24 protein-coding genes are annotated in these 24,505 nt (G+C 74.8%); 14 read left to right on the top strand and 10 right to left on the bottom strand.

The features are described 5' to 3' along the window. The first annotated feature begins 167 nt into the window (after positions 1-167). The gene (locus ACFU7Y_RS04885) at positions 168-2,441 is read left to right on the top strand and encodes an MMPL family transporter (protein ID WP_380766492.1); all 2,274 of its coding nucleotides are present in this window, start codon (positions 168-170) and stop codon (positions 2,439-2,441) included. On the opposite strand, the gene ACFU7Y_RS04880 is transcribed toward ACFU7Y_RS04885, so the two are convergent. Beyond that, positions 2,424-2,855: a MarR family winged helix-turn-helix transcriptional regulator gene (locus tag ACFU7Y_RS04880; RefSeq protein ID WP_224283178.1), complete on the bottom strand. Its 432-nt coding sequence runs from the start codon at positions 2,853-2,855 to the stop codon at positions 2,424-2,426. The two genes, ACFU7Y_RS04885 and ACFU7Y_RS04880, sit on opposite strands and share 18 nt — an antisense overlap. A 62-nt stretch (positions 2,856-2,917) precedes the next feature. Here ACFU7Y_RS04880 and ACFU7Y_RS04875 point away from each other — a divergent pair, with 62 nt between their 5' ends. Both ACFU7Y_RS04875 and coaE read left to right on the top strand, forming a co-directional pair. Beyond that, positions 2,918-3,559 carry an MBL fold metallo-hydrolase gene (locus ACFU7Y_RS04875; protein ID WP_380766491.1) on the top strand — a complete coding sequence of 214 codons (642 nt, stop codon included), beginning with the start codon at positions 2,918-2,920 and terminating at the stop codon, positions 3,557-3,559. Between the two features lie 52 nt (positions 3,560-3,611). Continuing rightward, positions 3,612-4,211 carry a dephospho-CoA kinase gene (gene coaE / locus ACFU7Y_RS04870; RefSeq protein ID WP_224283180.1) on the top strand — a complete coding sequence of 200 codons (600 nt, stop codon included), beginning with the start codon at positions 3,612-3,614 and terminating at the stop codon, positions 4,209-4,211. A 50-nt stretch (positions 4,212-4,261) separates the two neighbouring features. On the opposite strand, the gene ACFU7Y_RS04865 is transcribed toward coaE, so the two are convergent. Further along, on the bottom strand, positions 4,262-5,485 hold the full coding sequence (locus ACFU7Y_RS04865) for a sensor histidine kinase (RefSeq protein WP_380766490.1): 1,224 nt from the start codon (positions 5,483-5,485) through the stop codon (positions 4,262-4,264). Positions 5,486-5,587: 102 nt separating this feature from the next. Here ACFU7Y_RS04865 and ACFU7Y_RS04860 point away from each other — a divergent pair, with 102 nt between their 5' ends. Then, positions 5,588-6,142 carry a GNAT family N-acetyltransferase gene (locus ACFU7Y_RS04860; protein ID WP_380766489.1) on the top strand — a complete coding sequence of 185 codons (555 nt, stop codon included), beginning with the start codon at positions 5,588-5,590 and terminating at the stop codon, positions 6,140-6,142. Between the two features lie 7 nt (positions 6,143-6,149). Here the strand turns inward: ACFU7Y_RS04860 and ACFU7Y_RS04855 are convergent, their stop codons facing one another. Continuing rightward, complete coding sequence (locus ACFU7Y_RS04855; RefSeq protein WP_224285096.1) at positions 6,150-6,881, bottom strand: hypothetical protein; 732 nt, start codon at positions 6,879-6,881, stop codon at positions 6,150-6,152. Positions 6,882-6,960: 79 nt separating this feature from the next. Between ACFU7Y_RS04855 and ACFU7Y_RS04850 the strand changes: the two genes are divergently transcribed. The 3 genes from ACFU7Y_RS04850 to ACFU7Y_RS04840 all read left to right on the top strand — a co-directional run bounded on the left by ACFU7Y_RS04850 (position 6,961) and on the right by ACFU7Y_RS04840 (position 9,202). Next, a complete protein-coding gene (locus ACFU7Y_RS04850; protein WP_380766493.1) occupies positions 6,961-7,920 on the top strand; it encodes a LysR family transcriptional regulator in 960 nt (319 codons plus the stop codon). Further along, positions 7,917-8,480 (top strand): GNAT family N-acetyltransferase, encoded by a 564-nt coding sequence (locus ACFU7Y_RS04845; protein WP_224285595.1) that lies wholly within the window; start codon positions 7,917-7,919, stop codon positions 8,478-8,480. The genes ACFU7Y_RS04850 and ACFU7Y_RS04845 overlap by 4 nt, the downstream gene beginning before the upstream one ends. A 164-nt stretch (positions 8,481-8,644) precedes the next feature. Then, positions 8,645-9,202: a hypothetical protein gene (locus ACFU7Y_RS04840; protein WP_380766488.1), complete on the top strand. Its 558-nt coding sequence runs from the start codon at positions 8,645-8,647 to the stop codon at positions 9,200-9,202. Positions 9,203-9,345: 143 nt separating this feature from the next. Here ACFU7Y_RS04840 and ACFU7Y_RS04835 read toward each other — a convergent pair whose 3' ends face one another. Further along, a complete protein-coding gene (locus tag ACFU7Y_RS04835; RefSeq protein WP_224284650.1) occupies positions 9,346-10,122 on the bottom strand; it encodes a hypothetical protein in 777 nt (258 codons plus the stop codon). A gap of 527 nt (positions 10,123-10,649) precedes the next feature. After that, on the bottom strand, positions 10,650-11,033 hold the full coding sequence (locus ACFU7Y_RS04830; RefSeq protein ID WP_224284651.1) for a hypothetical protein: 384 nt from the start codon (positions 11,031-11,033) through the stop codon (positions 10,650-10,652). A 99-nt stretch (positions 11,034-11,132) separates the two neighbouring features. On the opposite strand from ACFU7Y_RS04830, the gene ACFU7Y_RS04825 reads away from it, so the two are divergent. After that, positions 11,133-11,627, top strand: a complete 495-nt coding sequence (locus tag ACFU7Y_RS04825; RefSeq protein ID WP_224284652.1) for a MarR family transcriptional regulator — start codon at positions 11,133-11,135, stop codon at positions 11,625-11,627. A gap of 15 nt (positions 11,628-11,642) precedes the next feature. On the opposite strand, the gene ACFU7Y_RS04820 is transcribed toward ACFU7Y_RS04825, so the two are convergent. After that, the gene (locus ACFU7Y_RS04820; protein ID WP_380766487.1) at positions 11,643-12,902 is read right to left on the bottom strand and encodes an alpha/beta hydrolase; all 1,260 of its coding nucleotides are present in this window, start codon (positions 12,900-12,902) and stop codon (positions 11,643-11,645) included. A 36-nt stretch (positions 12,903-12,938) separates the two neighbouring features. After that, positions 12,939-13,652 carry a class I SAM-dependent methyltransferase gene (locus ACFU7Y_RS04815; RefSeq protein WP_380766485.1) on the bottom strand — a complete coding sequence of 238 codons (714 nt, stop codon included), beginning with the start codon at positions 13,650-13,652 and terminating at the stop codon, positions 12,939-12,941. A 316-nt stretch (positions 13,653-13,968) separates the two neighbouring features. Between ACFU7Y_RS04815 and ACFU7Y_RS04810 the strand changes: the two genes are divergently transcribed. From ACFU7Y_RS04810 to ACFU7Y_RS04795, 4 genes are all read left to right on the top strand, one after another. After that, positions 13,969-16,062, top strand: a complete 2,094-nt coding sequence (locus tag ACFU7Y_RS04810) for an AAA family ATPase (RefSeq protein ID WP_224282926.1) — start codon at positions 13,969-13,971, stop codon at positions 16,060-16,062. A gap of 244 nt (positions 16,063-16,306) precedes the next feature. Then, on the top strand, positions 16,307-16,927 hold the full coding sequence (locus ACFU7Y_RS04805) for a formylglycine-generating enzyme family protein (RefSeq protein WP_224282925.1): 621 nt from the start codon (positions 16,307-16,309) through the stop codon (positions 16,925-16,927). Beyond that, positions 16,924-17,256 carry a GNAT family N-acetyltransferase gene (locus ACFU7Y_RS04800; protein WP_224282924.1) on the top strand — a complete coding sequence of 111 codons (333 nt, stop codon included), beginning with the start codon at positions 16,924-16,926 and terminating at the stop codon, positions 17,254-17,256. Before ACFU7Y_RS04805 ends, ACFU7Y_RS04800 begins: the two co-directional genes overlap by 4 nt. Continuing rightward, a complete protein-coding gene (locus ACFU7Y_RS04795) occupies positions 17,253-17,774 on the top strand; it encodes a GNAT family N-acetyltransferase (protein ID WP_224282923.1) in 522 nt (173 codons plus the stop codon). The genes ACFU7Y_RS04800 and ACFU7Y_RS04795 overlap by 4 nt, the downstream gene beginning before the upstream one ends. Positions 17,775-17,921: 147 nt before the next feature. Here the strand turns inward: ACFU7Y_RS04795 and soxR are convergent, their stop codons facing one another. Further along, positions 17,922-18,470 (bottom strand): redox-sensitive transcriptional activator SoxR, encoded by a 549-nt coding sequence (gene soxR / locus ACFU7Y_RS04790; RefSeq protein WP_224282922.1) that lies wholly within the window; start codon positions 18,468-18,470, stop codon positions 17,922-17,924. A 57-nt stretch (positions 18,471-18,527) separates the two neighbouring features. Between soxR and ACFU7Y_RS04785 the strand changes: the two genes are divergently transcribed. Continuing rightward, positions 18,528-19,244 (top strand): thiamine pyrophosphate-dependent enzyme, encoded by a 717-nt coding sequence (locus ACFU7Y_RS04785; RefSeq protein ID WP_224282921.1) that lies wholly within the window; start codon positions 18,528-18,530, stop codon positions 19,242-19,244. 56 nt (positions 19,245-19,300) lie between these two features. Then, positions 19,301-20,194 carry a transketolase family protein gene (locus tag ACFU7Y_RS04780; RefSeq protein ID WP_380766484.1) on the top strand — a complete coding sequence of 298 codons (894 nt, stop codon included), beginning with the start codon at positions 19,301-19,303 and terminating at the stop codon, positions 20,192-20,194. A 10-nt stretch (positions 20,195-20,204) separates the two neighbouring features. Here the strand turns inward: ACFU7Y_RS04780 and treZ are convergent, their stop codons facing one another. Together treZ and treY are read right to left on the bottom strand one after the other, a co-directional pair. Beyond that, positions 20,205-21,938: a malto-oligosyltrehalose trehalohydrolase gene (gene treZ, locus ACFU7Y_RS04775; RefSeq protein ID WP_380766483.1), complete on the bottom strand. Its 1,734-nt coding sequence runs from the start codon at positions 21,936-21,938 to the stop codon at positions 20,205-20,207. Further along, positions 21,938-24,415 carry a malto-oligosyltrehalose synthase gene (gene treY, locus ACFU7Y_RS04770; protein ID WP_380766482.1) on the bottom strand — a complete coding sequence of 826 codons (2,478 nt, stop codon included), beginning with the start codon at positions 24,413-24,415 and terminating at the stop codon, positions 21,938-21,940. Before treY ends, treZ begins: the two co-directional genes overlap by 1 nt. Between the last annotated feature and the right edge of the window lie 90 nt (positions 24,416-24,505).

Genomic DNA, 24,505 nt, shown 5'->3' with positions numbered 1-24,505 from the left:
ACCCGGAATTTCCGGGTGGGGCCCATTTCGTTTTTCGCCTTGGCTTATACGGGTCCGACTTATGTGTGTTTTATGTGAAGGAAAGTGTGAGATGGGGCTCATTGCCCATCTATAGGCCGTAGTTCGGGTTGCACCTAGATTGAGAGGAGCTGCCCGAAAGGCTTCTTATGCGCTACCCCTCTTCCGCCGCCCCCACCGCCGTGATCGGCGGCCGACTCGCGGCCATCGGCCGGTTCTGCTTCCGCCACCGCCGCTGGGTGCTCGGCCTGTGGGCCGTCGTCCTGGTGGTCGGCGTCCTGATCGGGGGCCGGGTCTTCGAGGGCTCGGTGGCCGGGGCCTCCTCCGCCAGTGCGGAGGCCGACCGGGGCAGCGCGGTGGTCGCCGCGGCCGACCCGGTCAAGGGCACCGTCACCGCCGTGGTGGACGGCAGGCCGGTGGACGATCCGGCGGTGAAGGCCGCCGTCGAGCAGGCCACCGCCGAGATCAGCGGCCTGCCCGGGGTCTCCTCGGCGCTCGACGCGTACGGCCCCGGCCCGGCGTCGGCCGCGCTGCACTCCGCCGACGGGACGGCGAGCCTGGTCACCGTACGGATGGCCGACACCGCGAGCACCGCTCAGACGGACGCCGTCACCCAGCGGCTCACCGCGCTGGACGGGGCGGGCGGTGCCCACGTCACGGTCGGCGGGGACCTGGTGCTCCAGCAGGAGGTCAAGCAGCAGACCGAGAAGGACACCCGGTTCGGCGAGCTGGTGACGCTGCCGCTCACGCTGATCGTCATGGTGCTGGTCTTCGGCGGGCTGGCGGCGGCCTCGCTGCCGGTGATCGGGGCGGTCGCCTCGGTGGGCGGAGCGCTGCTGGCCATGTTCGGCTTCAGCCGGATCATGGACATCGACACCAGCGTGCTGCCGATCGCCACGGTGCTGGGGCTCGGGCTCTCGATCGACTACGCGCTGCTCATGGTGAATCGTTTCCGCGAGGAACGCGGCCACGGTGCGGACATCACCGCCGCCGTCGAAAGGACCGCGGCGACCGCCGGTCGCACCGTGGCCTTCTCCGGGCTGACCGTGGCCGTCGCACTGTCGGGCCTGTTCGTCTTCACCAGCCCGGTGCTGGGCGCGGTGGCCGCGGCCGGGGTGAGCGTCGTGGTGATCGCCGTCGCCGCCGCGCTGACCCTGATCCCCGCGCTGCTCGGCTTCGCCGGTGCGCGGATCAAGGCGCCGCCCGCGCCCGTGGCGGACGAGGGGTTCTTCAGCCGGATCGTGCGCCGGGTGCGCAAGCGGGCGGTGGCGGTCACGCTCGCCTCGGTGGCGCTGCTGATGGCGGCCGGGGCGCCGTTCCTCCACGCCGACATGCGCAGCTCCGGCGCCGCGGTGCTGCCCGCCTCCTCGGCCGGCCGGCAGGTCGCCGAGACGGTCGACCATCGCTTCCCGCAGGCCGCGGCCGCGCCGATCACGGTGGTGGTCGAGGGCGGGGCGTCGGTGGCGCAGGCGTACGCGGACGAGGTGGTCGCCAAGCTGCCCGGGGTGAGCGGGGTGCGGGCGGTGAGCCCGGTGAGCGACACGGTCTCCACGATCGACGTGCTGGTGCAGGGGGACCCGCAGGGCGGGCCGGCCAAGCAGGTGGTGCAGGAGCTGCGGGGCGACCGCGACGGACTGACCACCTACGTCACCGGCGGCGCGGCCTCGGTGGTGGACTTCCAGGACGAGCTGCTCTCGCGCGGACCGTGGGCGCTCGGCCTGGTCGCGGCCGGGACGCTGGTGCTGCTCTTCCTGATGACCGGCTCGGTGGTGATGCCGGTCAAGGCACTGCTGATGAACCTGCTCTCGCTGGGCGCCTCGCTCGGCGCACTCACCCTGGTGTTCCAGGACGGCTGGTTCAGCGGGCTGCTCGGATTCAGCCCGACCGGCGGGCTGGAGACCTTCATCCCGGTGCTGGTCTTCGCCTTCGCCTTCGGGCTGTCGATGGACTACGAGGTGTTCCTGCTCTCCCGGATCAGGGAGCTGACCCTGCGCGGGCACGACTGCGTCCGGGCGGTGGAGCTGGGCGTGCAGCGCAGCGGTCGGATCATCACCTCGGCGGCGCTGCTGATGGTGATCGTCTTCGCCGGGTTCGCGCTCGGGGACATGCTGATGGTCAAGCAGATGGGCATCGCGCTGGCCGTCGCCGTCGCGGTGGACGCCACCCTGGTGCGGTGCCTGCTGGTGCCCGCCGCGATGAGCCTGTTCGGCGAGTTCAACTGGTGGGCGCCCGCCCCGCTGCGGCGGCTGCACCGGCGGTTCGGGCTGAGCGAGCACGTGGACCTGCCGGAGATCGAGCCGGCGGCGGTCCCGGCGGTGCGCGCCGAGACCGAGGGTGCCGAGACCAAGGGCGCCGAGACCGAGGGTGCCGAGCCCAGGGACGTCGTGTCCCAGGGCCTGGTGGGTTCAGCCCAGTCGGCGTAGCAGGTCGACCGCGGCGCGGAGCCGGTCCTGTTCGGCGGGGCTGAGGCGGGACTCGATCGCGGTGGCGATCCGGTGTTCGCGGCGGGCGCGCTGGTCGAGCAGGGCGGTGCGCCCGGCCTCGGTGGCGGCGATGAGCAGTTTGCGGCCGTCGGTGGGGTGGGGCTGCTGGGTGACGAGTCCGGCCTCGGTCATCAGCGCGACGGTGCGGGCCATCGACTGGTGGCGGACCCGCTGGAGTGCGGCGAGTTCGGCGACCGTGCAGGAGCGCTCGTCGCGGACCAGCAGGCCGAGGACGGCGGCCTGGTTCTGCGGCAGCTCGTCGCCGCCGCGCAGGGAGCGGACCAGGCTGCCGAGGGCGGCGCGCAGGTCGGCGGCGAGTTCCAGGGTGTCCGGGTGCGGGGCTTCGCTGGGCATGGGACGAGTCTACCGACAAGATATGCAGCCTTACTGTACAGCCTTGCTGTATGGTTTCCGGCATGCGAATCACCAAGTTCGGACACGCCTGCGTACGCGTCGAGCACGGCGGCACCACCGTCGTCGTCGACCCCGGGAGCTTCACCGACCCCGCCGCACTGGCCGGGGCGGACGCCGTCCTGATCACCCACGAGCACATGGACCACTTCGAGGAGTCCCGGCTGCGCGCCGCGCTGGCGGCCGACCCGGCGCTGCGGGTGTGGACCAACCGGGCCGTCGCGGACCGGTTGGAGGGCGTGGCGCAGCGGGTCGGCGTGGTCGGCGAGGGCGACGCCTTCGAGATCGGCGGGCTCGGCGTCTCGGTGCACGGCGAGTGGCACGCGGAGATCCACAGGGACATCCCGCGGGTACGGAACATCGGCTTCCTCTTCGACGGCCGGCTGTTCCACCCCGGTGACGCGTTCACCGTGCCGCCGCACGCCGTGGACACCCTGCTGCTGCCGCTCGCGGCGCCCTGGAGCAAGGCTTCCGAGGTGATCGACTACGTCCGGGAGGCCGGGCCGCGCCGGGCGGTGCCGGTGCACGAGGCGGTGCTCAGCCCGATCGGGTTCGCCGTGCAGACCCGGCTGGTCGGGCCGGAGGGGCCGGGCACGGGTGCGGAGCTGGCGGTGCTGGGCGAGGGCGAGAGCCTGGATCTGGGCTGAGGGGGGCGGCCCCGCACTGACGTCCCCGGCGCCGCGCCGGTAGCCTGACGCCATGCTGAAGATCGGACTGACGGGCGGCATCGGCGCGGGCAAGAGCGAGGTGTCCCGGCTGTTCGCCGCGCGCGGCGCGGTGATCGTGGACTCCGACGTGATCGCCCGCGAGGTGGTCGCCCCCGGGACGGACGGTCTGGCGGCCGTGGTCGCCGAGTTCGGACCGCAGGTGCTGCGGGAGGACGGCACGCTGGACCGTCCGGCGCTCGGGGCGGTCGTGTTCGCCGACCCGGAGCGGCTGAAGGCGCTGAACGCGATCGTCCACCCGCTGGTGCGGGCCCGTTCCGCCGCGCTGGAGGCGGCGGCCGCGCCGGACGCGGTCGTGGTGCACGACGTGCCGCTGCTGGCCGAGAACGGCCTGGCGCCGCTGTTCGACCTGGTCGTGGTGGTGGACGCGGCCGACGAGGTGCGGCTGGGCCGGCTGGTGCGGCTGCGCGGGATGGCAGAGGAGGAGGCCCGGGCCCGGATGGCCGCGCAGGCCTCCCGGGAGGACCGGCTGGCGATCGCGAACCTGGTGATCGACAACGGCGGCGGCCTGGCGGAGCTGGAAGCGCGGGTGGCCGAGGTCTGGGCGGAGCTGACGCGGCGCGCGGCGGCCTGACGGCGGTTCGGGCCGCAGCGCGGCCGGCGCTTGCGCTCGGGCGGTGCCGCTCAGGCGGTGCCGAGCGGCAGCCGGGCCCGGACGGCGAAGCCGCCCTCGGGGGTCGGCCCGGCGTGCAGGGTGCCGCCGAGGTCGCCGGCCCGGGCGTGCATGCCGCGCAGGCCGTGGCCGCCGGAGGGCAGTTCGGGTCCGGTGTCCGCCGTTCCGTCGCCGGCCGGCCCCGGGTCCGGCGGCTCGGTGCGGGAGTTGACCACCGCCAGGCGCAGTCCGTCCGGTGCGACCTCGACGGTGACGGCCACCTCGGCGGCCGGGGCGTGCTTGTGCGCGTTGGTCAGTGCCTCCTGGACGATCCGGTAGGCCGCGTACTGCACGGCGGGCCCGGGATCGGGCAGCCCCTCGGCCGGGCCGCTGACGGTCAGCCCGACCGCCAGCCCGGCCTGCCGGGACTCCTCGACCAGGGCGGGCAGCCCGCGCAGGGACGGCGCCTGGTCGGCGGAGGTGGTCAACACGCCCAGCAGGACACGCAGTTCGGTGAGCGCCTGGAGGCCGAGGGCGCGGATCAGGCCGAGCGTCTCCCGGACGGCGGCCGGGTCCTCGGCCCGGGCGACCTGCCCGGCGCCCGCGTGCAGGGTGATCAGTGAGACCCGGTTGGACACCACGTCGTGCATCTCCCGGGCGAGCCGGGCGCGTTCGGCGGCCGCCGCGCGCTCCTCGGCGTGCCGGCGGGCCTCCTCCAGCAGCCGGTTGCGCTCGCCGAGCAGCCGGTTGCGTTCGGCCAGTACGGCGACGGTGAGGGCGCGCTGGTGGGCGGTCAGCCCGAGGGCGAGCGGCACGACGCCGAAGACCAGCGGGTCCTCGATCAGGTTGGCGAGTTCGGACGGGGTGCTGACGTCCCCGAGGTCGAACGGGACGAACAGCCGCAGCTGGGCCAGGGCCGCCAGGACGTACACCGGCGCGGTGCCGCCGCGCCGCGCGGCCAGCCCGTGGAGCGCGACGGCCAGCGGGAGTTGGCCGCTCACCAGGGTGACCGCGGTCGTCGCGGCCGGGTGGCGGTGCCGCAGGACCAGGGCGAGCGCGCCGACCGCGATCAGGCCCGCGTTGGTCCCCGGCGAGGCGGTCGGCCCGAAGTCGGGGTCGTTGGCGGCGAGCGGGACGAGGACGAGCAGCACCAGGGCCGTCGGCGCGACGGCCCGGACCGGTCGGGGCAGGCGCAGCGGCGGGCCGGGCAGCGGTGCGGCTAGGTCGGCGGCCGACTGGTCGGTGGGCTGCTGCATGAGGGGCATGCTTCCACACCGGCGCGGTGCCGGGACGATCGTCGGACCGAGTGGCCGGGAAGGGACTGGTTGAAGGCGCTGGTGGGAGGAGAGCATGGCGGAATGGATGATCGTTTCTCGCCCGAGCCGCACCTCGCCGGGGCGCCGGTGGTCGAACGGCTCGCGCAGTACAGCCGTGCCGAGCAGGATGAGATCCTCGGCCCCGGGGACGACCCGTACGGCGTCGCGTACACCGGGTTGGCCTTCCTGCCCAAGGAGATCCACTTCGGCGTCCGGGCCGCCGACGGCCGGCTCGTCGCCCACACCGGACTGCTGCCGCTGCCGCTCACCGTGGGCGGCACCGACCTGACCGTGGTGGGCGTCGGCGGAGTCTGCGTCGCGCCCGACCGGCGCCACGGCGGCCTCGCGCGGGCCGTGGTCGGGGCCGGCCTCGACCACGCGCGCACGCTCGGCCACCGGTACGCGCTGCTGTTCTGCCGCCCGCCGCTGACCGCGTTCTACCGGGGGCTCGGCTTCCGGGAGGTGGCGCAGGAGGTGACGGTGGAACAGCCCGGGGGGCGGCTGGCGGAGATGCCGCTGCGCACCATGTGGGCCCCGCTGGTCGCGGGGGCCGGGTGGCCGGAGGGGCCGGTGCGGCTGCGGTCGCTGCCGATGTGAGGCGCGTTCAGGCCGTCGCGGCCGGGGTGCCCGCATCCGCGTGTGCCACGGCGGCGCCGGCCAGGGCGCGGACCATGGGGTGCGCCCGGGTGCCGTCGCCGGACAGCTCGGGCTGGAACAGCGAGGCCAGGAAGAACGGGTGGCCGGGCAGCTCCAGGATGCGCACCTCGCCCGACCCGTCGGCGCCGCTGAACCGCAGGCCGTGCGCGGACAGCCGCTCCAGGTAGGCGCCGTTGAGGCCGTACGCGCAGTGGTAGCGCTCCTGGGTGCGGGTGGCGCCGAGCACCCGTTCGGCGAGGCTGCCGGGGGCGACCGTGACGGCCCCCTCGTGGCCGACCAGGGAGCAGGCCAGCGGGGCGATCACCTGCTGCTCCCCGTCGGGGTGCTCCTCGCCGTGGACGGCCCCGGCCAGGCCGCAGACGTTCCGGGCGTACTCCAGCACCGCGTGCTGGAAACCGGCGCAGGTGCCGAGGAAGGGGATGCCGCGCTCGCGGGCGGTCCGGACGGCCGCCAGGGCGCCCGCCTCGCTGCGGTACGGGCTGCCCGGCAGCAGCCAGACCGCGTCGAAGCCGTCCAGGGCGCCGGGCTCGGCGGCGTCCCCGGTCGGGATCCAGTAGGCGTCCAGGACGAGGTGGTCGTGCTCGGCGAGGGCGTCCAGCAGGCCCGGGATCCGGGCGTGCGAGCGGACGGCGGGGGAGCGGTCGCCGACCAGGGCGACCCGCGGGGTCAGGTAGGTCATGCGGCTATCCTGGCCCCGCACCCGAGATCAGCGCCAACGATGATTCCTTAAGCTTCGATCAGATCGGTTGATGACCGCCGTGGACCCGCAGCAGCTGCGCACCTTCGTCACCGTCGCCCGCCTCGCCTCCTTCTCCGAGGCGGCTCGGGAGCTCGGCTACACCCAGTCCGCGGTCTCCCAGCAGATCGCGGCGCTGGAGGCGGACCTCGGGGCCGCCCTGCTGGTCCGCCGCCCGGTCGGCCCGACCGGGGCCGGGCAGCGGCTGCTGGAGCACGCCGCGCCGCTGCTGGTCCGGCTGGAGGCGGCGCGCGCCGACGTCGCACGCCTGGCCGGTGCCCTGAGCGCCCGGCTGGTGCTCGGGGCCACCCCGCTGGCGGTCGGAGCGACCCTGGGGCGCGCGCTCGGCGAGGTGCGCCGGGCCTATCCGCGGGCGGAGCTGGTGGTCCGGGTGCTGGCCCAGGACGTGCTGCCCGCGCGGCTCGCCACCGGCGAGGTCGACCTCGCCCTGATCGACGGGCTGGCCGCGCCCAGCGACCCGCTGCCGCTGCCCGACGTCGGCCCGCTGCGCACCGTCGCGGTGGCCGAACGGCCGGTCGCCGTCGCCCTGCCCGTCGATCATCCGCTGGCCGGGCGCGGCGGCCTCGCGCTCGCCGACCTCTCTGCCGCCCGCTGGCTGGACGCCCCCGACCTCACGCCGACGGCGGCCCGGCTGCGCGCGGCTGCGGGCGTCGACGGCTTCCGGCCCGCCACCCGCTACCAGGGCACCGACCTGCACGGGCTGCTCGCGCTGGTGGCGGCCGGGCACGGGCTCACCCTGCTGCCCGAGCCGGTGCTCGCGGCGGCGCCCGGGGTCGGGCACGCGTCGATCGCCGCGCCCAGGCTGGTGCACCGGACCGAACTCGTCCACGGCAGCCTGCCGGACGGGCCGGCGGCGCTGCTGGCGCGACTGCTGGAGGCGTCCCGGGCCGATCCGGTCCGACCGGTGGTGCCGAATCCGGTTGCGGGGGCTGTCGGTGCCGATGAAATGATCACGCGATGAACACCAGTGCCACCATCATCAGACGGGTACGGACCGAGGACTGGCCGCAGGCCAGGGACATCCGCCTGGAAGCGCTGCTGGACCCGGTCGCGGCCGTGGCCTTCCTGGAGACGCACGAGCAGGCCGCGGCCAGGCCCGACGAGTTCTGGCAGGACCGCATCACCCGGGCCGCGACGGGCCCGCACGTGGCGCAGTTCATCGCGGAGGCCGAGGACGGACGCTGGCTCGGCACGATGACCGGGCTGGTCGAGCGGCCCGGCGGGGACGGGGCCCTGGAGGGCGACGTCATCGCGGTCGACCAGGTGCACGTGGTCGGGGTCTACGTCCGGCCGCAGGCACGGGGCACCGGGCTGGCGCAGGACCTGATCCGGGCCGTCCAGGAGTGGGCGTGGTCGCTCACCGAGCCCCGGATCGAGCGGGTGCGGCTGTTCGTCCACGAGGACAACGCCCGGGCCGAGGCGATGTACCGGAAGGCCGGCTTCGAGCCCTCCGGGGTGGCGCTGCCGGTGCCCGGAGACCGGGCCGGCCGGGAGATCGAACTCGCGGTCCTGAGGGGCTGACCGCTCGGCACGTGGCCCGGGGCGTGGCGTCCGGGACGGCGAAGGTTGTGGAGACGCGGTCACCAGGCGTTCACGTCCCGGGCCTGACGGTGGTCGGCCGGTCGGTGCTGTCATGAACACAGTCGCCCGGCGAGGGGCCGGGCCGGCCCGGGAGTGCTTCCCCCATGATGCTCCGTCACCGCCTCACCGTCACCGCCTCGGCAGCCGCCCTCGCCGCCGCCGGGCTCGCCGCCGGCACCGCGCAGGCCGCCGCGCCGGCCCACGGTGCCACCGCCGAGCCCCGTACGCTCGCGGCGAGTTGTTCGCAGGCGTACCTGCCGCTGCCCGACCCGTACTGCACCCCCGGTGCGTACAACCCGGACGTCACCCAGGCGACCATCGGGCAGACCATCTGCGTCTCGGGCTGGACCGCCACCGTCCGCCCGCCGACCAGCTACACCAACCCGCTGAAGGTGCAGCAGATCGCCGCCTACGGCTACGCGGACACCAGCACGGCGGACTACGAGGAGGACCACCTCGTTCCGCTGGAGCTCGGCGGCGCCCCGCGCGACCCGGCCAACCTGTGGCCCGAGCCGCGCTACGGCAACCAGCCGGCGCAGAGCAAGGACTCCGTCGAGACCAAGCTCAAGAACGCGGTGTGCAACGGCCGGGTGGGCCTCGACGACGCCCGCAGCGCGATCGCGAACGACTGGACCACCGCGCTCGGCGTCCTGGGGCTGTGAGGCCGGCTCCCCGGGAGCCGGCGTGACAGTGCCGCCCGGGCCGTCCGGTCCCCTGTGCCGGACGGGCCGGGCGGCCGTCTGTGTGGGCGGGTACCCCGCCGTGCGGTGTCCGGGCGCCCGCGAGGTGCGGTGCCCGCCGGGGGTCAGTGCCCGTCGCAGCCCGGAAGGGCCTCGCACATCGGCGCCGTCATGCCGGTGCCGACGAACCTGTCCTCGGGGGCCTTCCAGGCGTCCTTCGGCTGGGCGCCGGCCTTGGTGGTGGCCCAGACGGCCAGCTCGCTGACCGCACCGCCGTCGCTGACCACGTACTCGTGCAGGGTGACGGTGCTGCCGTCGGCCTGCGGGACGGTCAGCACGGCGGCGAAGTAGGGGGCGTCCGGGGCGCTGTCGACCTTCACGGTGGCGCCGGGCGCGGTCTTGGCGCAGGACTTGAGCGCCTCCGTCAGGCGGCCCTCGGCCAGGTTGGTGGTCTGCTTGGTGCCGCTGCTGCGGGTCGGGTCACCGTGGAACAGCAGGGTCTGCTGGGCCGCCCAGCGGTCCCCGTCGAAGCCGACCGAGGCCTTCGCGGCGGCGGCGCCGGTGAACAGCGGCTCGTCGTCCTTGGCGATCGCGGCGCGGCACAGCTCCATGCCCTTGAACTGGACCGGGCCGGAGACCGGCTTGGCGTTGGCCGCCAGCGGCGTGTAGTGGTAACTCTCGTCCATCGGGATGCTCTTGGTGTCCATCCAGGCCTTGTCCGGGATGCCCTTGTCGGAGCCGGCCGGCTTGGTGGGGTTGGTGCTGGGCGTGGTGCCGGCGGCCCCGGCCGGTGCGGCGGTCTTCCCGGCGTCCTGGCTCCCGTTGTCCGGGCCGCAGGCGCTGAGCGCGCCCAGGCAGACGAGGGCTGCGGCGGTGGCGGTGGCGAGTCTGGTGGTGCGCAACTGACGGTTCCTCGGGTGTCCGGTGGCGTTGGTCGGGGTCGGGCGCGCACCGGCCGTGGGCCGCTGGTGCGCGGCGCCGTCCGTCCGTCCTCGCCGCCCGGTCGACCCGTGGTCGCGGGCATGCGGCATGGCAGCTCCTCCCCCCTCTGCGTACGGCCGTCGTGCTCCTCGCCCGGCCGCCCGCCCCGGGATTGAGGGGTGGTCAGGGCCGATGGCATGCCGACGGCGGTCGAAACTTATGCCACCGGAGCGCCGGTCGCCAAGCCGGGTTCCGGCCGGAGGCCCGGATTCCCTTTGGGGTCGATGGGGCTTGTGGGGCCGATGTGAACGGGCGTGGAGGGTGTGTGGGGGATTCCTGGAGCGTGCCTTCGCGTCCGTGCGCGGGCCGGGGCGGCGCATCCGGGCTGGTGGGGGCAGGTGCGCCGGGCTCGTGCGACGTTCTCGGAACGTGCGGGGGCGGGAGACCCTCGGCGCCCGGGGCCTCCCCGTTCGCGGCCGGTGCGGGCGGCCGGTCGGAACGGATGCGGTCAGCCGACCCGGCCCCCGAGGCCGGAGCGGCCCGCCGGAACGCCGTCGAGGGTGACCACGGTCTGCTGCCCGACGGCCTCGCCGAGCACGCCGGCGATCGCCCCGGTGGCCGCCGCGACCAGACGCGCGGGCGCGTCCGGGACCTGCGGCAGGTGGTAGGCCGCCTCCCGCATGCTCAGCGTGACCACCGGCGCGACCTCGTCGGTCGGCAGCCCGCCGATGCCCCGGCGGCGCTGCGGGACCCCGATCAGCTCGACCGCGACCAGGGGGCGGAACTGCTCGCCGAAGACCGTGGCGACGGCCTCGGTGAGGCCGGCGATGAGCGACCGCTCGACGTCGGGGTCGAGGGACTCCTCGCGGATGTGCAGGCTCAGGTGCGGCATGGTGGAGCTCCGTTCGGCTCGGTTCGTACCATGGGCTGGCAGGTTTGCTTTGCACGTAAAACAGCTTTGCTATCAAAGGTAACTGGGAAGGGGTGTGCGATGTCAACGCCCGAGAGTGAACCGCGCGACGTGCGGCAGCCGTCGAACGGGGAGGAGCTCGACGACGCCGTACGGTCGATGCTGCTGCTGATGCCCCGGCTGGTCGGGCGGGCCAAGCGCATTCCCGTCCCCGAACCGCTGCTCGGCTTCGCGCTGGCGCCCCGTCACCTGTCGCTGCTGGCCTGCCTGCTGCTGGACGGGCCGATGGGCGTCAACGACCTCGCCGCCCGACTGGAGGTCGCCCCCACCACGGTCAGCCTGATGGTCGGCGACCTCAGCCGGCAGGGCATCCTGGAGCGGCGCGAGGACGAGGCCGACCGCCGGCGCCGCATCGTCGCGATCGCCTCCGCCCGGCTGCCCGCCATCGAGGCCTGGCTCGCCCCGGGGGCCGCCGCCTGGCGCACGGCCCTCGGGCCGCTCAGCGCGGCGCAGCGGCGCCTGGTGGTGGACACGCTGCTGGCGTACGAGGAGGCCGTGGGGCGGGAACGGGACTGACCTCTCGGGGGGCGGTTACGCGTGGGTGCCCGGGACGCCGAGCTGCTGGGCGAGCCAGGGGAGGGCCTGGGCGAAGGCCGCGGAACCGGTCTGCCAGGTGTGCCCGCCGGAGCCGACCGCGTTCACGGTCCGGATGCCGTCCTTCCGGGCCGCCGTCTCCAGGGCCCTGGCGGACTCGATCTGGCCGTGCTCCTCGTTTCCCTGGGCGAAGTAGCCGGAGACACCCTGGTACCTGGGGTGGTGGGCGAGCACGGTCAGTGGGTCGTGGGCGGCCCAGGCGGCCGCGTCGCCGCCGTACAGCTCCTGGACGGTGTGGTCCCGGTCGCCGATGGACGGACCCTTGTCGCCGGAGAAGTCGGCGAAGTGGGTGAAGACGTCCGGGTGCTCGACGGTGAGGTCGAACGCGCAGGTGCCGCCCATCGACCAGCCGGCCACGCCCCACCTGTGCGGGTCGGTGGCGGCGTTGAAGGTCTTCTGGACGAACGGCGGGACGTCCCTGAGCAGATGGCTCTCGGCGTGGCCGTGCGGGCCGTCCACGCACTCGGTGTCCACCCGGAAGCCGCCGGTGGCGTCCACGAAGACCAGGATCGGCGCGAAGCCGTTGTGCCGGGCGGCGAAGGCGTCGGCGGTCTTCACGGCGTTGCCCGAGCGGATCCAGTTGTCGGGCGCCGCGAACTCGCCGCCGATCATCTCCAGCACCGGCAGCCTGGGCCGGTTCCGGCTGCGGAACCAGGCGGGCGGGAGGTAGACCAGCTCCTGGCGGTGGGCGAAGCCGCTGGCGGTGTCCGGTATGTCGACCTGGACGATGCGGCCGGTGCCGGTCCTGCCGTGGACCGACCCGAGCTCGTCCAGGGTGATCTGGTCCGGCAGCGGCTGCCCGCCGAGCTCACCGATCGCGTCTCCCAGGGTCGGGTAGTAGCCGGTCGCGATGTTCACGCTGTTCGCCGCGCAGAACAGCGCCAGCAGCACGGTCGGCGCCACCAGCGCCCGACGCCACCACCGGGCGCCGCGCCAGCCGAACCCGAGCACGCACAGCGCCGTGACCGCCACCCCGCTCCACAGCCACACCCCGAACGGGATCGGGTCGGTGATCCCGCTCAGCACCGGCACGGCGACGGCGCCGGCCGCGGTGGCCGCCAGCGCCGTCCCGAGCGCGAGCGGCCCCCGCTTGCGCCGCCACGCCCGGTCCCGCAGGCCCACGGCGGCCAGGAGCAGCGCGAGGGCCGCGGCCCGGACCGTCCACGGGAACCAGCCGTCGAGCAGTGAGACGTTCATGCGGCCGCAGGCTAGGGGCGGAGGATGAGAGGCCGATTAGAGGCCGGCGGATCGCCGGAAGAGCGCCGTGAGCAGGAAGGGGACACCGAACAGCGGCGAGTCGGGGCCCTGGGCGGCCATCGGGCGGATCTCCAGCGGGGTGAACTCGCGGAACAGCGATCGGAGTTCGTCCGCCGAGTAGGCCAGGCCGCCCTCCAGCGCGCCGATCCGGTAGAGCTCCGCGTCGGGCCGCTCGGAGCCGATCGCGCCGGCGGCGAAGGCGGTGACGGCGAAGTGCCCGCCCGGTGCCAGGACCCGGTCGAGCAGGGCCAGGTAGCTGACCCGGCGGTGCGGTGGGAGGTGGTGCAGGCAGCCGGAGTCGTAGACCAGGTCGTAGTGGGTGTACGGGAGTTCGGCGTCGAAGATGCTCGCCCGGTGGAACCGCAGCTCGGTGCCCGTACCCGCCTCGCGGGCACGCTCCTGGGCCCAGGCGATGGCGGTGGCGGAGAGGTCGACGGCATCCACCTCGAAGCCGAGGGAGGCCAGGTGGATCGCATTGCGGCCGGCGCCGCAGCCGAGGTCGAGCGCCCGGCCGGGGGAGAGCAGACCGCGGTCGAGACAGGAGGCCAGATTCTCGTCCGGCTTGGGCGCGAAGAACGGGCGCTCGGCGGACCGGTCCGCGTAGAACCGGTCCCAGAACGGTTCGGCCGGCGGGAAGAGGCCGTCGAGGAGGGCGAGGACGTCTTCGGTGGTGCGGATCGTACGGTTCATGCCGCCGATCCTAGGCGGGCCGGCCGATGGGCGCGCATGCGGCAAAAGCCTTTGTGTGGCGGCCTGTTGGGGCTATCCGGGGCATGAGTCGGACGGGTGTTTCGGCCCCGGGCCGCCGCGCGGCAGTGCCCCCGCCCGGGGCCGGGAAAGGCCGTTTCCGCAGGGCGAGAAGGGGCGCCCGGGAAACCGTTCCGGAATTCCGCCGAGAAAATTCCACGCGAGGAATCGAAGGACACATTCAGGCCGGACAAGTCAACGTTTACTTCTCCGAATTCCCTCTGCATAGTGGCGGGTCGAACCGAGAGGGGGCTCATCCGTGTCGCAGATCAATGACACCGCCGCACAGCAGGTGGAGCTGGAGCAGGTGCAGGTGTCCGTCATCGGTGAGCTGTTCGATGAGCGGCTCGCCGGGGCGCGGGCGCAGTTGGGGCGGGTGCTCGCGTCGGTGGCGGGCAGCGCGGGCGAGGTGTACGAGCGGGAGGTGGCGGCCGGGCGGCTGGCGGGCGAGGTGCGCCGGCTGCAGGGGGCCGAGGGCGGGCTGGTCTTCGGCCGGATCGACCTGGCGGACGGGACCGCGTTGCGGATCGGGCGGCTGGGCCTGCAACGGGACGAGGACGATCTGCCGTTGCTGGTGGACTGGCGGGCGGAGGCGGCGCGGCCCTTCTACGAGGCGACGCCGGTCCACCCGCTGGGGCTGCGGCGCCGCCGTCATCTGAGCCTGACGGGCCGTACCGTGGTCGGGGTCAGCGACGAGCTGCTGGACGGCTCGGAGCCGACCGCCGGGGACGTCGTCGGAGACGGGCCGTTGACGGCGGCGCTCCAGGAGCGGCGTACGGGGCGGATGGGGGCGGCGGTCGCGACGCTCCAGGCGGAACAGGACGCGATCGTCCGCTCCTCGCACCGCGGGGTGACGGTGGTGCAGGGCGGCCCGGGCACCGGAAAGACGGTGGTGGCGCTGCACCGCGCCGCGTACGTGCTGTACGCGTTCCCGAAGGCGGCCGAGCGCGGTGTGCTGGTGCTGGGGCCGAACGCGCGGTTCCTCGACTACATCTCCCAGGTGCTGCCCTCGCTCGGGGAGAACGACGTCGTCCTGGCGACGTGCGAGGAGCTGGCCGGCGTCGTGCCGGGTGCCGTGGACCCGTTCGAGGCGGCGCGCCTCAAGGGCGGTGCCGAACTGGCCGAAGCGCTGGCCTCGTCGGTCCGGTCGCGACAGGCCCCGGGCGGGGACTTCACCCTCCGGGTCGGACAGGAGTGGGTCCGCCTGGCGGAGGAGGAGGTCGCCGGGGCGCGGCAGGCGGCGCAGGCGAGCGGGCTCGCGCACAACCGGGCGCGCCGGCTGTTCCTGGAACTGCTGGTCGACGCCCTGACCAACGCGCTGGCCCGCGGCACGGCCGAGGCGCTGGAGCGCATCGACGCCGAGGTCGCGCAGCTCACCGGGGTCGACCTCGACCGGATGGCGGCCCGGGACCTGCGCAGCCTCGGCATCGACGACGCGCCCGCCACGGGGGCCGACGAGTTCGACGCCGACGCCGTCCGCGCCGACCTCCTGGAGGACCCGCACCTCGACCGGGCGGTCGAGGAACTCTGGCCGCGGCTCGTTCCCGGCGACGTCGTCGGTGCCCTGCTGGCCGACGCCGATGCGCTGACCGCACACCTTCCGCAACTCGGCGAAGGCGAGCTGGCGTTGCTGCTGCGCACGCCCGGCGCGCCGTGGGCCGACGCGGACGTGCCGCTCCTCGACGAGGCGGCGAGCCTGGTCGACGGGCCGCCCGAGCAGACCTTCGGGCACGTCGTCGTCGACGAGGCGCAGGAGCTGACCGCCATGCAGTGGCGGATGATCACGCGCCGGTGCCCGGGCAGGTCGATGACGCTGGTCGGCGACTTCGCGCAGGCGGGCCCGGCGACAGTGGCGCGGGACTGGAACGAGGCGCTCGCCCCCCTCTTCGGCCGCCGCTTCGACCTGCGGACGCTGACCGTCAGCTACCGGACCACGCAGGAAATCCTGGTAACCACCGGGGAGTTGCTCAGCCGCATCGCCCCTGACCAGCCGCCGGTCCGGTCGATCCGGCACGGGGACGAGCCGCGTGCCGTCGCGGTGGCCCCGCAGGGGCTGGTGGCCGATCTCGTCCGCGAGCTTCGGGCGCAGGCCGCCGCGCATCCGGGCGAGCTGCTCGGCGTGATCTGCGCGGACGGCAGGGTGGCGGAACTGGCGGCCGCGGGGGTCGAGGAGTACGCCCGGCTGGTCCCGGCCTCCGAGGCGCGCGGCCTGGAATTCGACGAGGCCGTCGTGGTCGACCCGGACGGGATCGCGGCGGCCCGCCCCACCGGCGAACGCGACCTGTACGTCGCCCTCACCCGCGCCACCAAGCGCCTGTGCACGGTCACCGCGCGGCCGGCCACCGGCGGGTAGGTGATGCGCCGCCGCGTGGGAGGTCGGTCCGGCCGACTTCCCGCGCGGGGTGGGTTGTCCCGCGCACCGGCCCTCCGAGGACTGCGCGCGAGTCCGCGACCACGTTCGCCGTGATCGCGGACGACCCCGCGGGGCGGCGAGGTCCGACGTGGACACTCCGTGCACCCGGTCCGCGGCCTGCTCGCGGCGTTCGGCCTCGACGTCGTGCGTCGCCCTGTTGCGGGGCTCCGCTTAGGATCGGTGGATGATCACCGTTCCCTCCGGCCGGGTCACCCTCTCCGACCGTCGCACCCAGCGCAGTTGGGGCGTCGACGTCGCCTCGTACCGACTGGCGGCCTGTCCGGTGACCCGCGAGCAGTACGAGGGCGCGACCGGCGACCGCCGCCCCGCGCACAGCGTCTCCTGGCTCGACGCCGTCCGTCACTGCAACGAGCTGTCCCGGCGCGAAGGCCTCGCCCCCGCCTACCGGGTGGACGGCGAGGAGGTCTCCTGGGACCGCGCCGCCGACGGCTACCGGCTGCCCACCGAGGCCGAGTGGGAGCACGCCTGCCGCGCCGGAACGGACGGCCCGCGCTACGGCCCGCTGGACGAGATCGCCTGGTACCGCGGCAACTCGGGCGAGCGGCCGCACGAGGTGGGCGGGCTGCGCCCGAACGCCTACGGGCTGTACGACCTGCTCGGCAACGTGTGGGAGTGGTGCTGGGACCGCTACGACCCCGAGGTGTACGGCAGCTACCGCGTCCTGCGCGGCGGCGGCTGGTTCGACGAGCACTGGAGCTGCCGCGCCTCGGTTCGCCGCCGCAGCCACCCGACCCTGCGGATCGACGACGTGGGATTCCGGCTCGCCCGCTCGATCGTCGAATGAAGGCGGTCGCAGTAGAAGACGCCCCCGCGCAGTTGCTGCCGCGGGCGCGCGGGCGCGGGATCGGCACCCGGGCCCAACGGCTGCCGGCGGACTACCTGTTCGCGCATTCGCCGGTGATGCGGCTGGAAGCGGAGACCGCATCCGGCGATCCGGCCGAGCAACGCGTCCTGGCAAAGCTCGGATTCGTCCGCGAGGGCGTGAAGCGGGCACAGCTCGTCCGCTCCGGAGAATGGCCTGATGTCGTTCTCCGCAGCCTGCTGCGCACCGGTCCCCGCCCGCCGCTCGGCCGAGGAACCGTCACGGCCGCCCGGCCGTTGGCGCCTGCATGAGTGATGAATCAGTGTCCCTGCGCCCGATCGCCGAGGCCGATCTCTCCGCGATCGAGGACATGCTGGACGACCCCGAGGCGCTGGGCGAGTTCCAGTGGTACGGCTGGCGGGACCCGCAGCGGTTCCGCCGTCGGTGGCTGGAGGACGGAATGCTCGGGGAGGAGCATGTGACGCTCGCGGTCGTCGCCGGGGGCGGGTTCGGCGGCTTCGTCGCCGCCAACCGCGCCGGGGTGAGACCGTCCGCCCCGTACTGGACCATGGGGGTGCAGCTGCTGCCGCGGGCGCGCGGGCGCGGGATCGGCACCCGGGCCCAACGGCTGCTGGTGGACTACCTGTTCGCCCATTCGCCGGCGATGCGGCTGGAGGCGGACACCGAGGCGGGCAACCTGGCCGAGCAGCGCGTCCTGGAGAAGCTCGGCTTCACCCGGGAGGGCGTGCAGCGCGCGGTGACCTTCCGCGCCGGCGAGTGGCGCGATGTCGTCCGGTACAGCCTGCTGCGCACCGACCCGCGACTCTAGGCGACCCCGAGCCACTCCTCGGCGAGGGCGTCCGGTGTCCGCGCCGAGGGCTTCAACCCCGCAGGTGCCACGGCAGGTTGCTGGACACACGGAGCAGGGTGTACGCCATCGGCGGGCGCGGGTCGGCGGCTGCGGCGCACAGGGGTTTCAGTGCTCGCCCCGGCGGGTCCCGCAGGTGTCGGCGGCCGGGGGCAGAGGCTCGGGTCCGTCGTCCGGGTCGCGGGTGAGCAGGTAGCGGGCGCCGGGTCCGGCTTCTGCCGCGCGGTCGGCGGCGTTGTAGAGGGCGCAGCGGGAGAGCGAGAGGCAGCCGCAGCCGATGCAGCCGGTGAGCTTCTCCTTGAGTCGTTGCAGTTCGGCGATCTGGTCGTCGATCCGGCTCTGCCAGGACTCGGCCACCTGGTCCCACTCGGCGCGGCTGGGGGCCGGGCGGTCGGGGAGGCGGTCGAGGGCGACCTTCACCTCGTCCAGGGAGAGGCCGACGCGCTGCGCGGCGCGGACGAAGGCGATCCGGCGCAGTGTGCCGCGGGTGTAGCGGCGCTGGCCGCCGGAGGTGCGGGTGGCGTGGATCAGGCCGAGGCTCTCGTAGTAGCGCAGCGCGGAGGCGGCGAGGCCGCTGCGGTGGGCGAGTTGGCCGATGGTGAGCAGGTCGCTGTGGTGCGGGCCGGGGTCGCGGTGGCCGTCGGGGCGGGCGGTCATGGAAACCCACTGTAGCCGCTTGACCTCAAGTCGGCTTTAAGTTGCACGATCGTGGTCATGACGACGAACGCGACCGCCACGACCACGACGGGCACCCGCTTCGAGGACCTGCCCGCCCTGATGAGCCTGATGACCGGCGACGAGAAGCACGGCCCCGCCGCCACCTCCACCCTGGACGCGCTCTGGGTGCTGTACGACCGGGTGCTGCGGGTGACCCCGGACACCGCCGACGCGCAGGACCGTGACCGCTTCCTGCTCTCCAAGGGCCACGGACCGATGGCGTACTACGCCGTGCTGGCGGCCAAGGGCTTCCTCGACCCGGCGGTGCTACCGAGCTTCGGCGGCTACGACTCGCCGCTCGGCCACCACCCGGACCGCACGCTGGTCCCGGGCGTGGAGATCGCCTCCGGTTCGCTCGGCCACGGCCTGCCGCTGGCCGTCGGCACCGCGCTCGGGCTGCGGGCGCAGGGCCTGGCCGACCCGGCGGTGTGGGTGCTGGTCGGCGACGCGGAGTTCGACGAGGGCTCCAACGCCGAGGCGGTGGCCTTCGCCGGGGCCTACGGACTGGACCGGCTGAACGTGGTGGTGATCGACAACTCCTCGGCCACGCACGGCTGGCAGGGCGGCATCGCCCAGCGGTTCGCGGCCGAGGGCTGGTCGACCGCCACGGTGGACGGCCGCGACCACGAGGCGCTGTACCGCGCCTATGCCACGGAGCACCTGGGCCGCCCGCACGTGGTGGTCGCACGGGTCGAGCCCAAGGGCCCGCACTGAGCACCCGGCCGCAGCCCGAGCACGCCAAGACCGAGCCCCTGAGAGGAACTTCACCGATGGACACCATGCGTGACCGCTTCGTGGACGTGACCACCCGACTGCTGGACGAGGACCCCCGGCTGGCCCTGGTGCTCGCCGACATCACCGCGGCCGCCTTCGCCCCGGCCCAGGAGCGCCATCCCGACCGGGTGGTCAACGTCGGCATCCGCGAACAGCTGCTGATCGGCGCGGCCGGCGGCCTGGCGCTCACCGGGATGCGTCCGATCGCCCACACCTTCGCCAGCTTCCTGATCGAACGGCCCTTCGAGCAGGTCAAGCTGGACCTCGTCCACCAGGGCGTCGGCGCCGTGCTGGTGAGCGCGGCGGGCTCGTACGACTGGCCGGCCGGCGGCCGCACCCACATGTCCCCGGGCGACGTCGCCCTGCTGGACACCCTGCCGGACTGGACGGTCCACGTCCCCGGCCACCCGGACGAGGCCGAGCAGCTGCTGCGCCACGCCTACGCGGACGGTGACCGCAACGTCTACGTCCGGCTCTCGGCACACCAGAACGCGGCCCCGGTGCCGGTCGAGCCGGGCCGCTTCACCACCGTCCGGACGGGCTCGCGCGGCGCGGTGCTCGCCGTCGGGCCGATGCTGGACGCGGTGCTCGCGGCCACCGAGGGCCTGGACGTCACCGTGCTGTACGCGGCGACGGTGCGCCCCTTCGACGCGGCCGGGCTGCGCGCGGCGCTCGGCGACCGGGTGGACGTGGTGCTGGTCGAGCCGTACCTGGCGGGCACCTCCGCCAACGAGGCGCACGCGGCGCTCGCCGACCGCCCGCACCGGGTGCTGGGCCTGGGCGTGCCGCGCGAGGAGCACCGGCACTACGGGTCGATGCCCGAGCACCTGGCCGCCTACGGCCTGGACGCCCCGTCGCTCCGGGAGCGGATCGGCACCTTCCTCCGGTGATTCCGCCGGGTCAGCCGGTCAGCACGATCGCCACCGTGTCCGGCGCCGTCCGCACCGCCGTCCCCTCCAGCGTCGCCGACCCGAAGGCCGCCACCACCTCGCGCCCGGCGGCCCCCAGCGGCAGCGCGGCCTCGTCCGGTCCGAGGTTGACCGCGATCCGGTACGGCCCCCGGTGCACCACCAGCCGGCCCGCCGCCTCGTCGAACGTCACCCGCACCGCGCCGAGGTCCGGGTCGGACAGTTCCGGCCGCTCGCTGCGCAGCCGGATCAGCCGCCGGTACCACGTGAGCAGTTCGGCGTGCGGGGCGCGCCGGGGCTCGGTCCAGTCGAGGACCGAGCGCAGCACGGTGGCGGGCTCCTGCGGGTCGGGGACGGCCTCGGCGGCCCAGCCGTGTGCGGCGAACTCCCGCCGCCGGCCCTGCCGGACGGCCTCGGCGAGGTCCGGGTCGGTGTGGTCGGTGAAGTACTGCCAGGGGGTGGCGGCGCCCCACTCCTCGCCCATGAAGAGCATCGGGGTGAACGGCGAGGTGAGCACCAGTGCCGCGCCGCAGGCGAGCCGGCCGGGGGAGAGGCTGGTGGAGACGCGGTCCCCGAGCGCCCGGTTGCCGACCTGGTCGTGGGTCTGGAGGTAGCCGAGCAGCCGGTGGCCGTCGGCGGGCGGGAAGGGCCGCCCGTGGCTGCGGCCGCGGAAGGAGGACCGGGTGCCGTCGTGGAAGAACCCCCGGGTGAGCGTCTTGGCGAGGGCGGTGAGCGGCTGGTCCGCGAAATCCCGGTAGTAGCCCTGGGAATCGCCGGTGAGCGCGCAGTGCAGGGCGTGGTGGAAGTCGTCGCTCCACTGCGCGGTGAGGCCCTGCCCGCCCGCCTCGCGCGGGGCGGTGGTCGCCGGGGTGTTGCGGTCGGACTCGGCGATCAGGAACAGCGGCCGGTTGGTGGCGACCGCCAACTTCTCCACCTCGTGGGAGAGTTCCTCCAGGAAGTGGACCGCCCGGTCGTCCGCGAGGGCGTGTACGGCGTCCAGTCGCAGCCCGTCGATCCGGTAGTCGCGCAGCCAGGCCAGGGCGCTGCCGATCAGGTAGGCGCGCACCTCGTCCGAGCCGGGCGCGTCCAGGTTGACCGCCGAACCCCAGGGGGTGTGGTGCCGGTCGGTGAAGTACGGCCCGTACGCGGGAAGGTGGTTGCCGGACGGCCCGAGGTGGTTGTGCACCACGTCCAGCACCACCCCGAGGCCCTTGCGGTGGGCGGCGTCCACGAAGCGCTTGAGCCCCTCGGGCCCGCCGTAGGGCTCGTGGACGGCCCAGAGCGAGACCCCGTCGTAGCCCCAGCCGTGCTTGCCGGGGAACGGGCAGACCGGCATCAGCTCGACGAAGTCCACGCCCAACTCGACCAGGTGGTCCAGGCGTTCGGCGGCGGCGTCGAAGGTGCCGCGAGGAGTGAAGGTGCCCACGTGCAGTTCGTACAGCACCGCGCCGGGCAGCGCCCGGCCGCGCCGGCCGGTGTGCGACCAGCGGAACGCGGCGTGGTCCACGGCGCGGCTGGGCCCGTCCGGGCCGTGCGGCTGCCGGGCCGAGCGCGGGTCGGGCAGCGGCGGGCCGTCGTCGAGCCGGAAGGCGTAGTCGCCCGCCGGGGCCTCGCCGGACCACCAGCCGTCCCGGTCCGGGCAGCGGGCCAACTCGTGGGCCGCGCCGTCGACGTCGACCCGGACACGGGAGGCGGCGTTGGGCGCCCACACCTCGTAGACCGGCATCAGGCCCTCCTCGTCAGCAGTGCGACCGGCAGGGCCGCCAGCAGCTCCGCCACCGCCACCGTGCCCGCCGGGAAGTTCCGCCCGGTCAGCTCGTCCGTCCACGGCCCGCCCGCGGGCAGCTCCAGCACCGTGTCGCGCCAGCCGCCCGCCCGCTCCAGCCCGTACGGCAGCCGGGTGACGGCGGTGACCACGTCGTCCCCCCGGGCGAAGGCCAGCAGGTGGTCGCCGGAGCGGCCGACGGCGTGCAACGGCCGGTAGGCGCCGAGCGGGCGGGCGCGGCGCAGGTGCAGCGCGGTGGTGGTGAGGTGCAGCTTCTCGCGGGCGAGGTCGCCGGGGCGCGGCGCGGCCGCGTCGGTGAGCCGCACGGCGAGCGCACCGAGGTCCACCACGCCCCGGTTGTCCGGGTCCACCAGGGTGTACAGCGGCTCCTCGCTGCCCTGGTAGAGGTCCGGCACGCCCGGCACGGTGAGGTGCAGCAGGGCGGCGGCCAGGGTGTTGGCGCGGGCGTACGGGGCGAGGGCGTGCACGGCGCCCTCGATCCGGGGGAGCAGCCCCGGGTTGCCGTAGACCGAGCGGGCGCGCTGTTCCAGGGCCTGCTCGTAGCGCGGGTCGGGGGTGGTCCAGGAGGTGTGCAGCTTGGCCTCGCGGGCGGCCTTGAGCAGGGCGGCGACCAGCCGGTCCGGGGCGATCGGCCAGGCGGCGACCAGGGTGTGCCAGAGCAGCCAGTCGGCGTCCCGGTCGAAGCCGGGGCCCGCGGCGGTGGACCAGGAGGCGGCCTCGGCGGCCCAGGCGTCCGGCCGCTCGGCGAGCACGGCGAGCCGGGCCCGGGCGTCGGCGCTGCGCTTGGTGTCGTGGGTGGAGAGCACCGTCATGCTGTGCGGCCAGGTGCGCTCCAGGTAGCGGCACCAGTCGTGGAACTCCTCCGGGTGCAGTCCGGGCCGGGCGGGCTCGCCGCCGACCTCGTTGAGGCCGGGCAGCGCGTTCCAGCGGTAGAAGGCGGTGTCCTCGACGCCCTTGGCGGCCACCGCGGCGGCGGTCTGGGCGAAGCGCGCGCAGAACTCGTCCTTGTCCGCGCCGCGGCCCAGCTCGCCGAGCGCGAGCGCGGCGACCAGCCGGTCGGTCGCGTCGGCGGAACCGTCCAGGGCCGCCCGCAGCTGCTCCACGGACGCCGTCGAGGGCACCTCGCCGGGCCGGGCGTACGGCCGGTACGCCGGGTAGCCGGTGAGCAGCCGGCCGAGCGACGCGCGCAGCTGCCCGGGCGAGTGGTCGGCGTGCGCGGGCTCGGCGGCGCCGATCCGCAGCGCGATCCGCACCAGTCGCTCGACCTCGGCGGCGAGTTCGCCGTCCGGCCCGGTCATGTCGGCCCGGCCGCGCCGGGCGGCGGCGATCGCGGGGTGCGGGTCCTCGCAGAGGTCCCGGACCGGGCCGCCGTGCCGGAAGGCCTCGTAGGCCCCGGCCAGCCGGCAGGCGCCCGCGTGGTCGGTGAGCACGCCGTCGATCCGGCGCAGCGCGTCGTAGCCGGTGGTGCCGGCCACCGGCCAGTCCTCGGGCAGCCGCTCGTCGCCGGTGAGGATCTTCTCGACCACGACGTACGCCCCGCCGGTGGTCCCCGACGCCCCGCCGGTGGTCCCCGACGCCCCGCCGGTGGCCGCTGCCAGGCGCCGCAGGTAGCCGCGTGGGTCGGCGAGCCCGTCCGGGTGGTCGATCCGGAAGCCGTCCAGGACGCCGTCGGCGTGCAGCGCGAGCAGGACGGCGTGGGTGGCGGCGAACACCTCCGGGTCCTCGGCCCGCAGCGCGATCAGCTCGTTGACGGTGAAGAAGCGCCGGTAGTTGAGCTCGGTGCGGGCCAGCCGCCACCAGGCCAGCCGGTACCACTGGCGGGCGAGCAGCTCGGGCAGCGGCAGCTCCTCGGTGCCGGGGCGCAGCGGCAGTTCGTGCTCGTGGTAGCGCAGTGTGCCGGCGTCCACGGTGAGCTGGTCCAGTACGGCGCCGAGCCGGTCGCCGAGCAGCGGCAGCAGCACCCGTCCGCGCCCGGGCGCGTCGACGGGGCCCGCCTGGGCGGTCCAGTCGATGTCGAACCAGTGCGCGTACGGCGAGTCGGGACCGTCGCGCAGCACCTGCCACAGCGGCCGGTTGAGCCGTTCGGGGGCGGGCACGGCCATGTGGTTGGGCACCACGTCGGCGATCAGCCGCAGGCCGTGGCGGTGCGCGGCGGCGGCCAGCTCGCGCAGCGCCGGCTCGCCGCCGAGCTGCTCGCTGATCCGGGCGTGGTCGACGGTGTCGTAGCCGTGGGTGGAGCCGGGGACGGCCTCCAGCAGCGGGGACAGGTGCAGGTGGGAGACGCCGAGCGCGGCCAGGTAGGGGACGGCGGCGGTGGCGTCGCGGAGGGTGAAGCCGGGCTGGAGCTGGAGACGGTACGACGACGAGGGGACGGTGGCGGCCGGGCGGGGCTGCGCGGGCTCGGCGGCGGGGGTCATAGCTCCATAGGTACCCGGGGGAGCCCGCCGCCAAGACCCGCTGCTGACCCGAACAGGTGACCGCCCCCGGCCGTCCGAAGATCCTGCGCG

The sequence above is a fragment of the Kitasatospora sp. NPDC057542 genome (genome assembly GCF_042801945.1).
Lineage (GTDB): Bacteria > Actinomycetota > Actinomycetes > Streptomycetales > Streptomycetaceae > Kitasatospora.
This window is presented reverse-complemented; position numbering and strand designations above follow the sequence as displayed.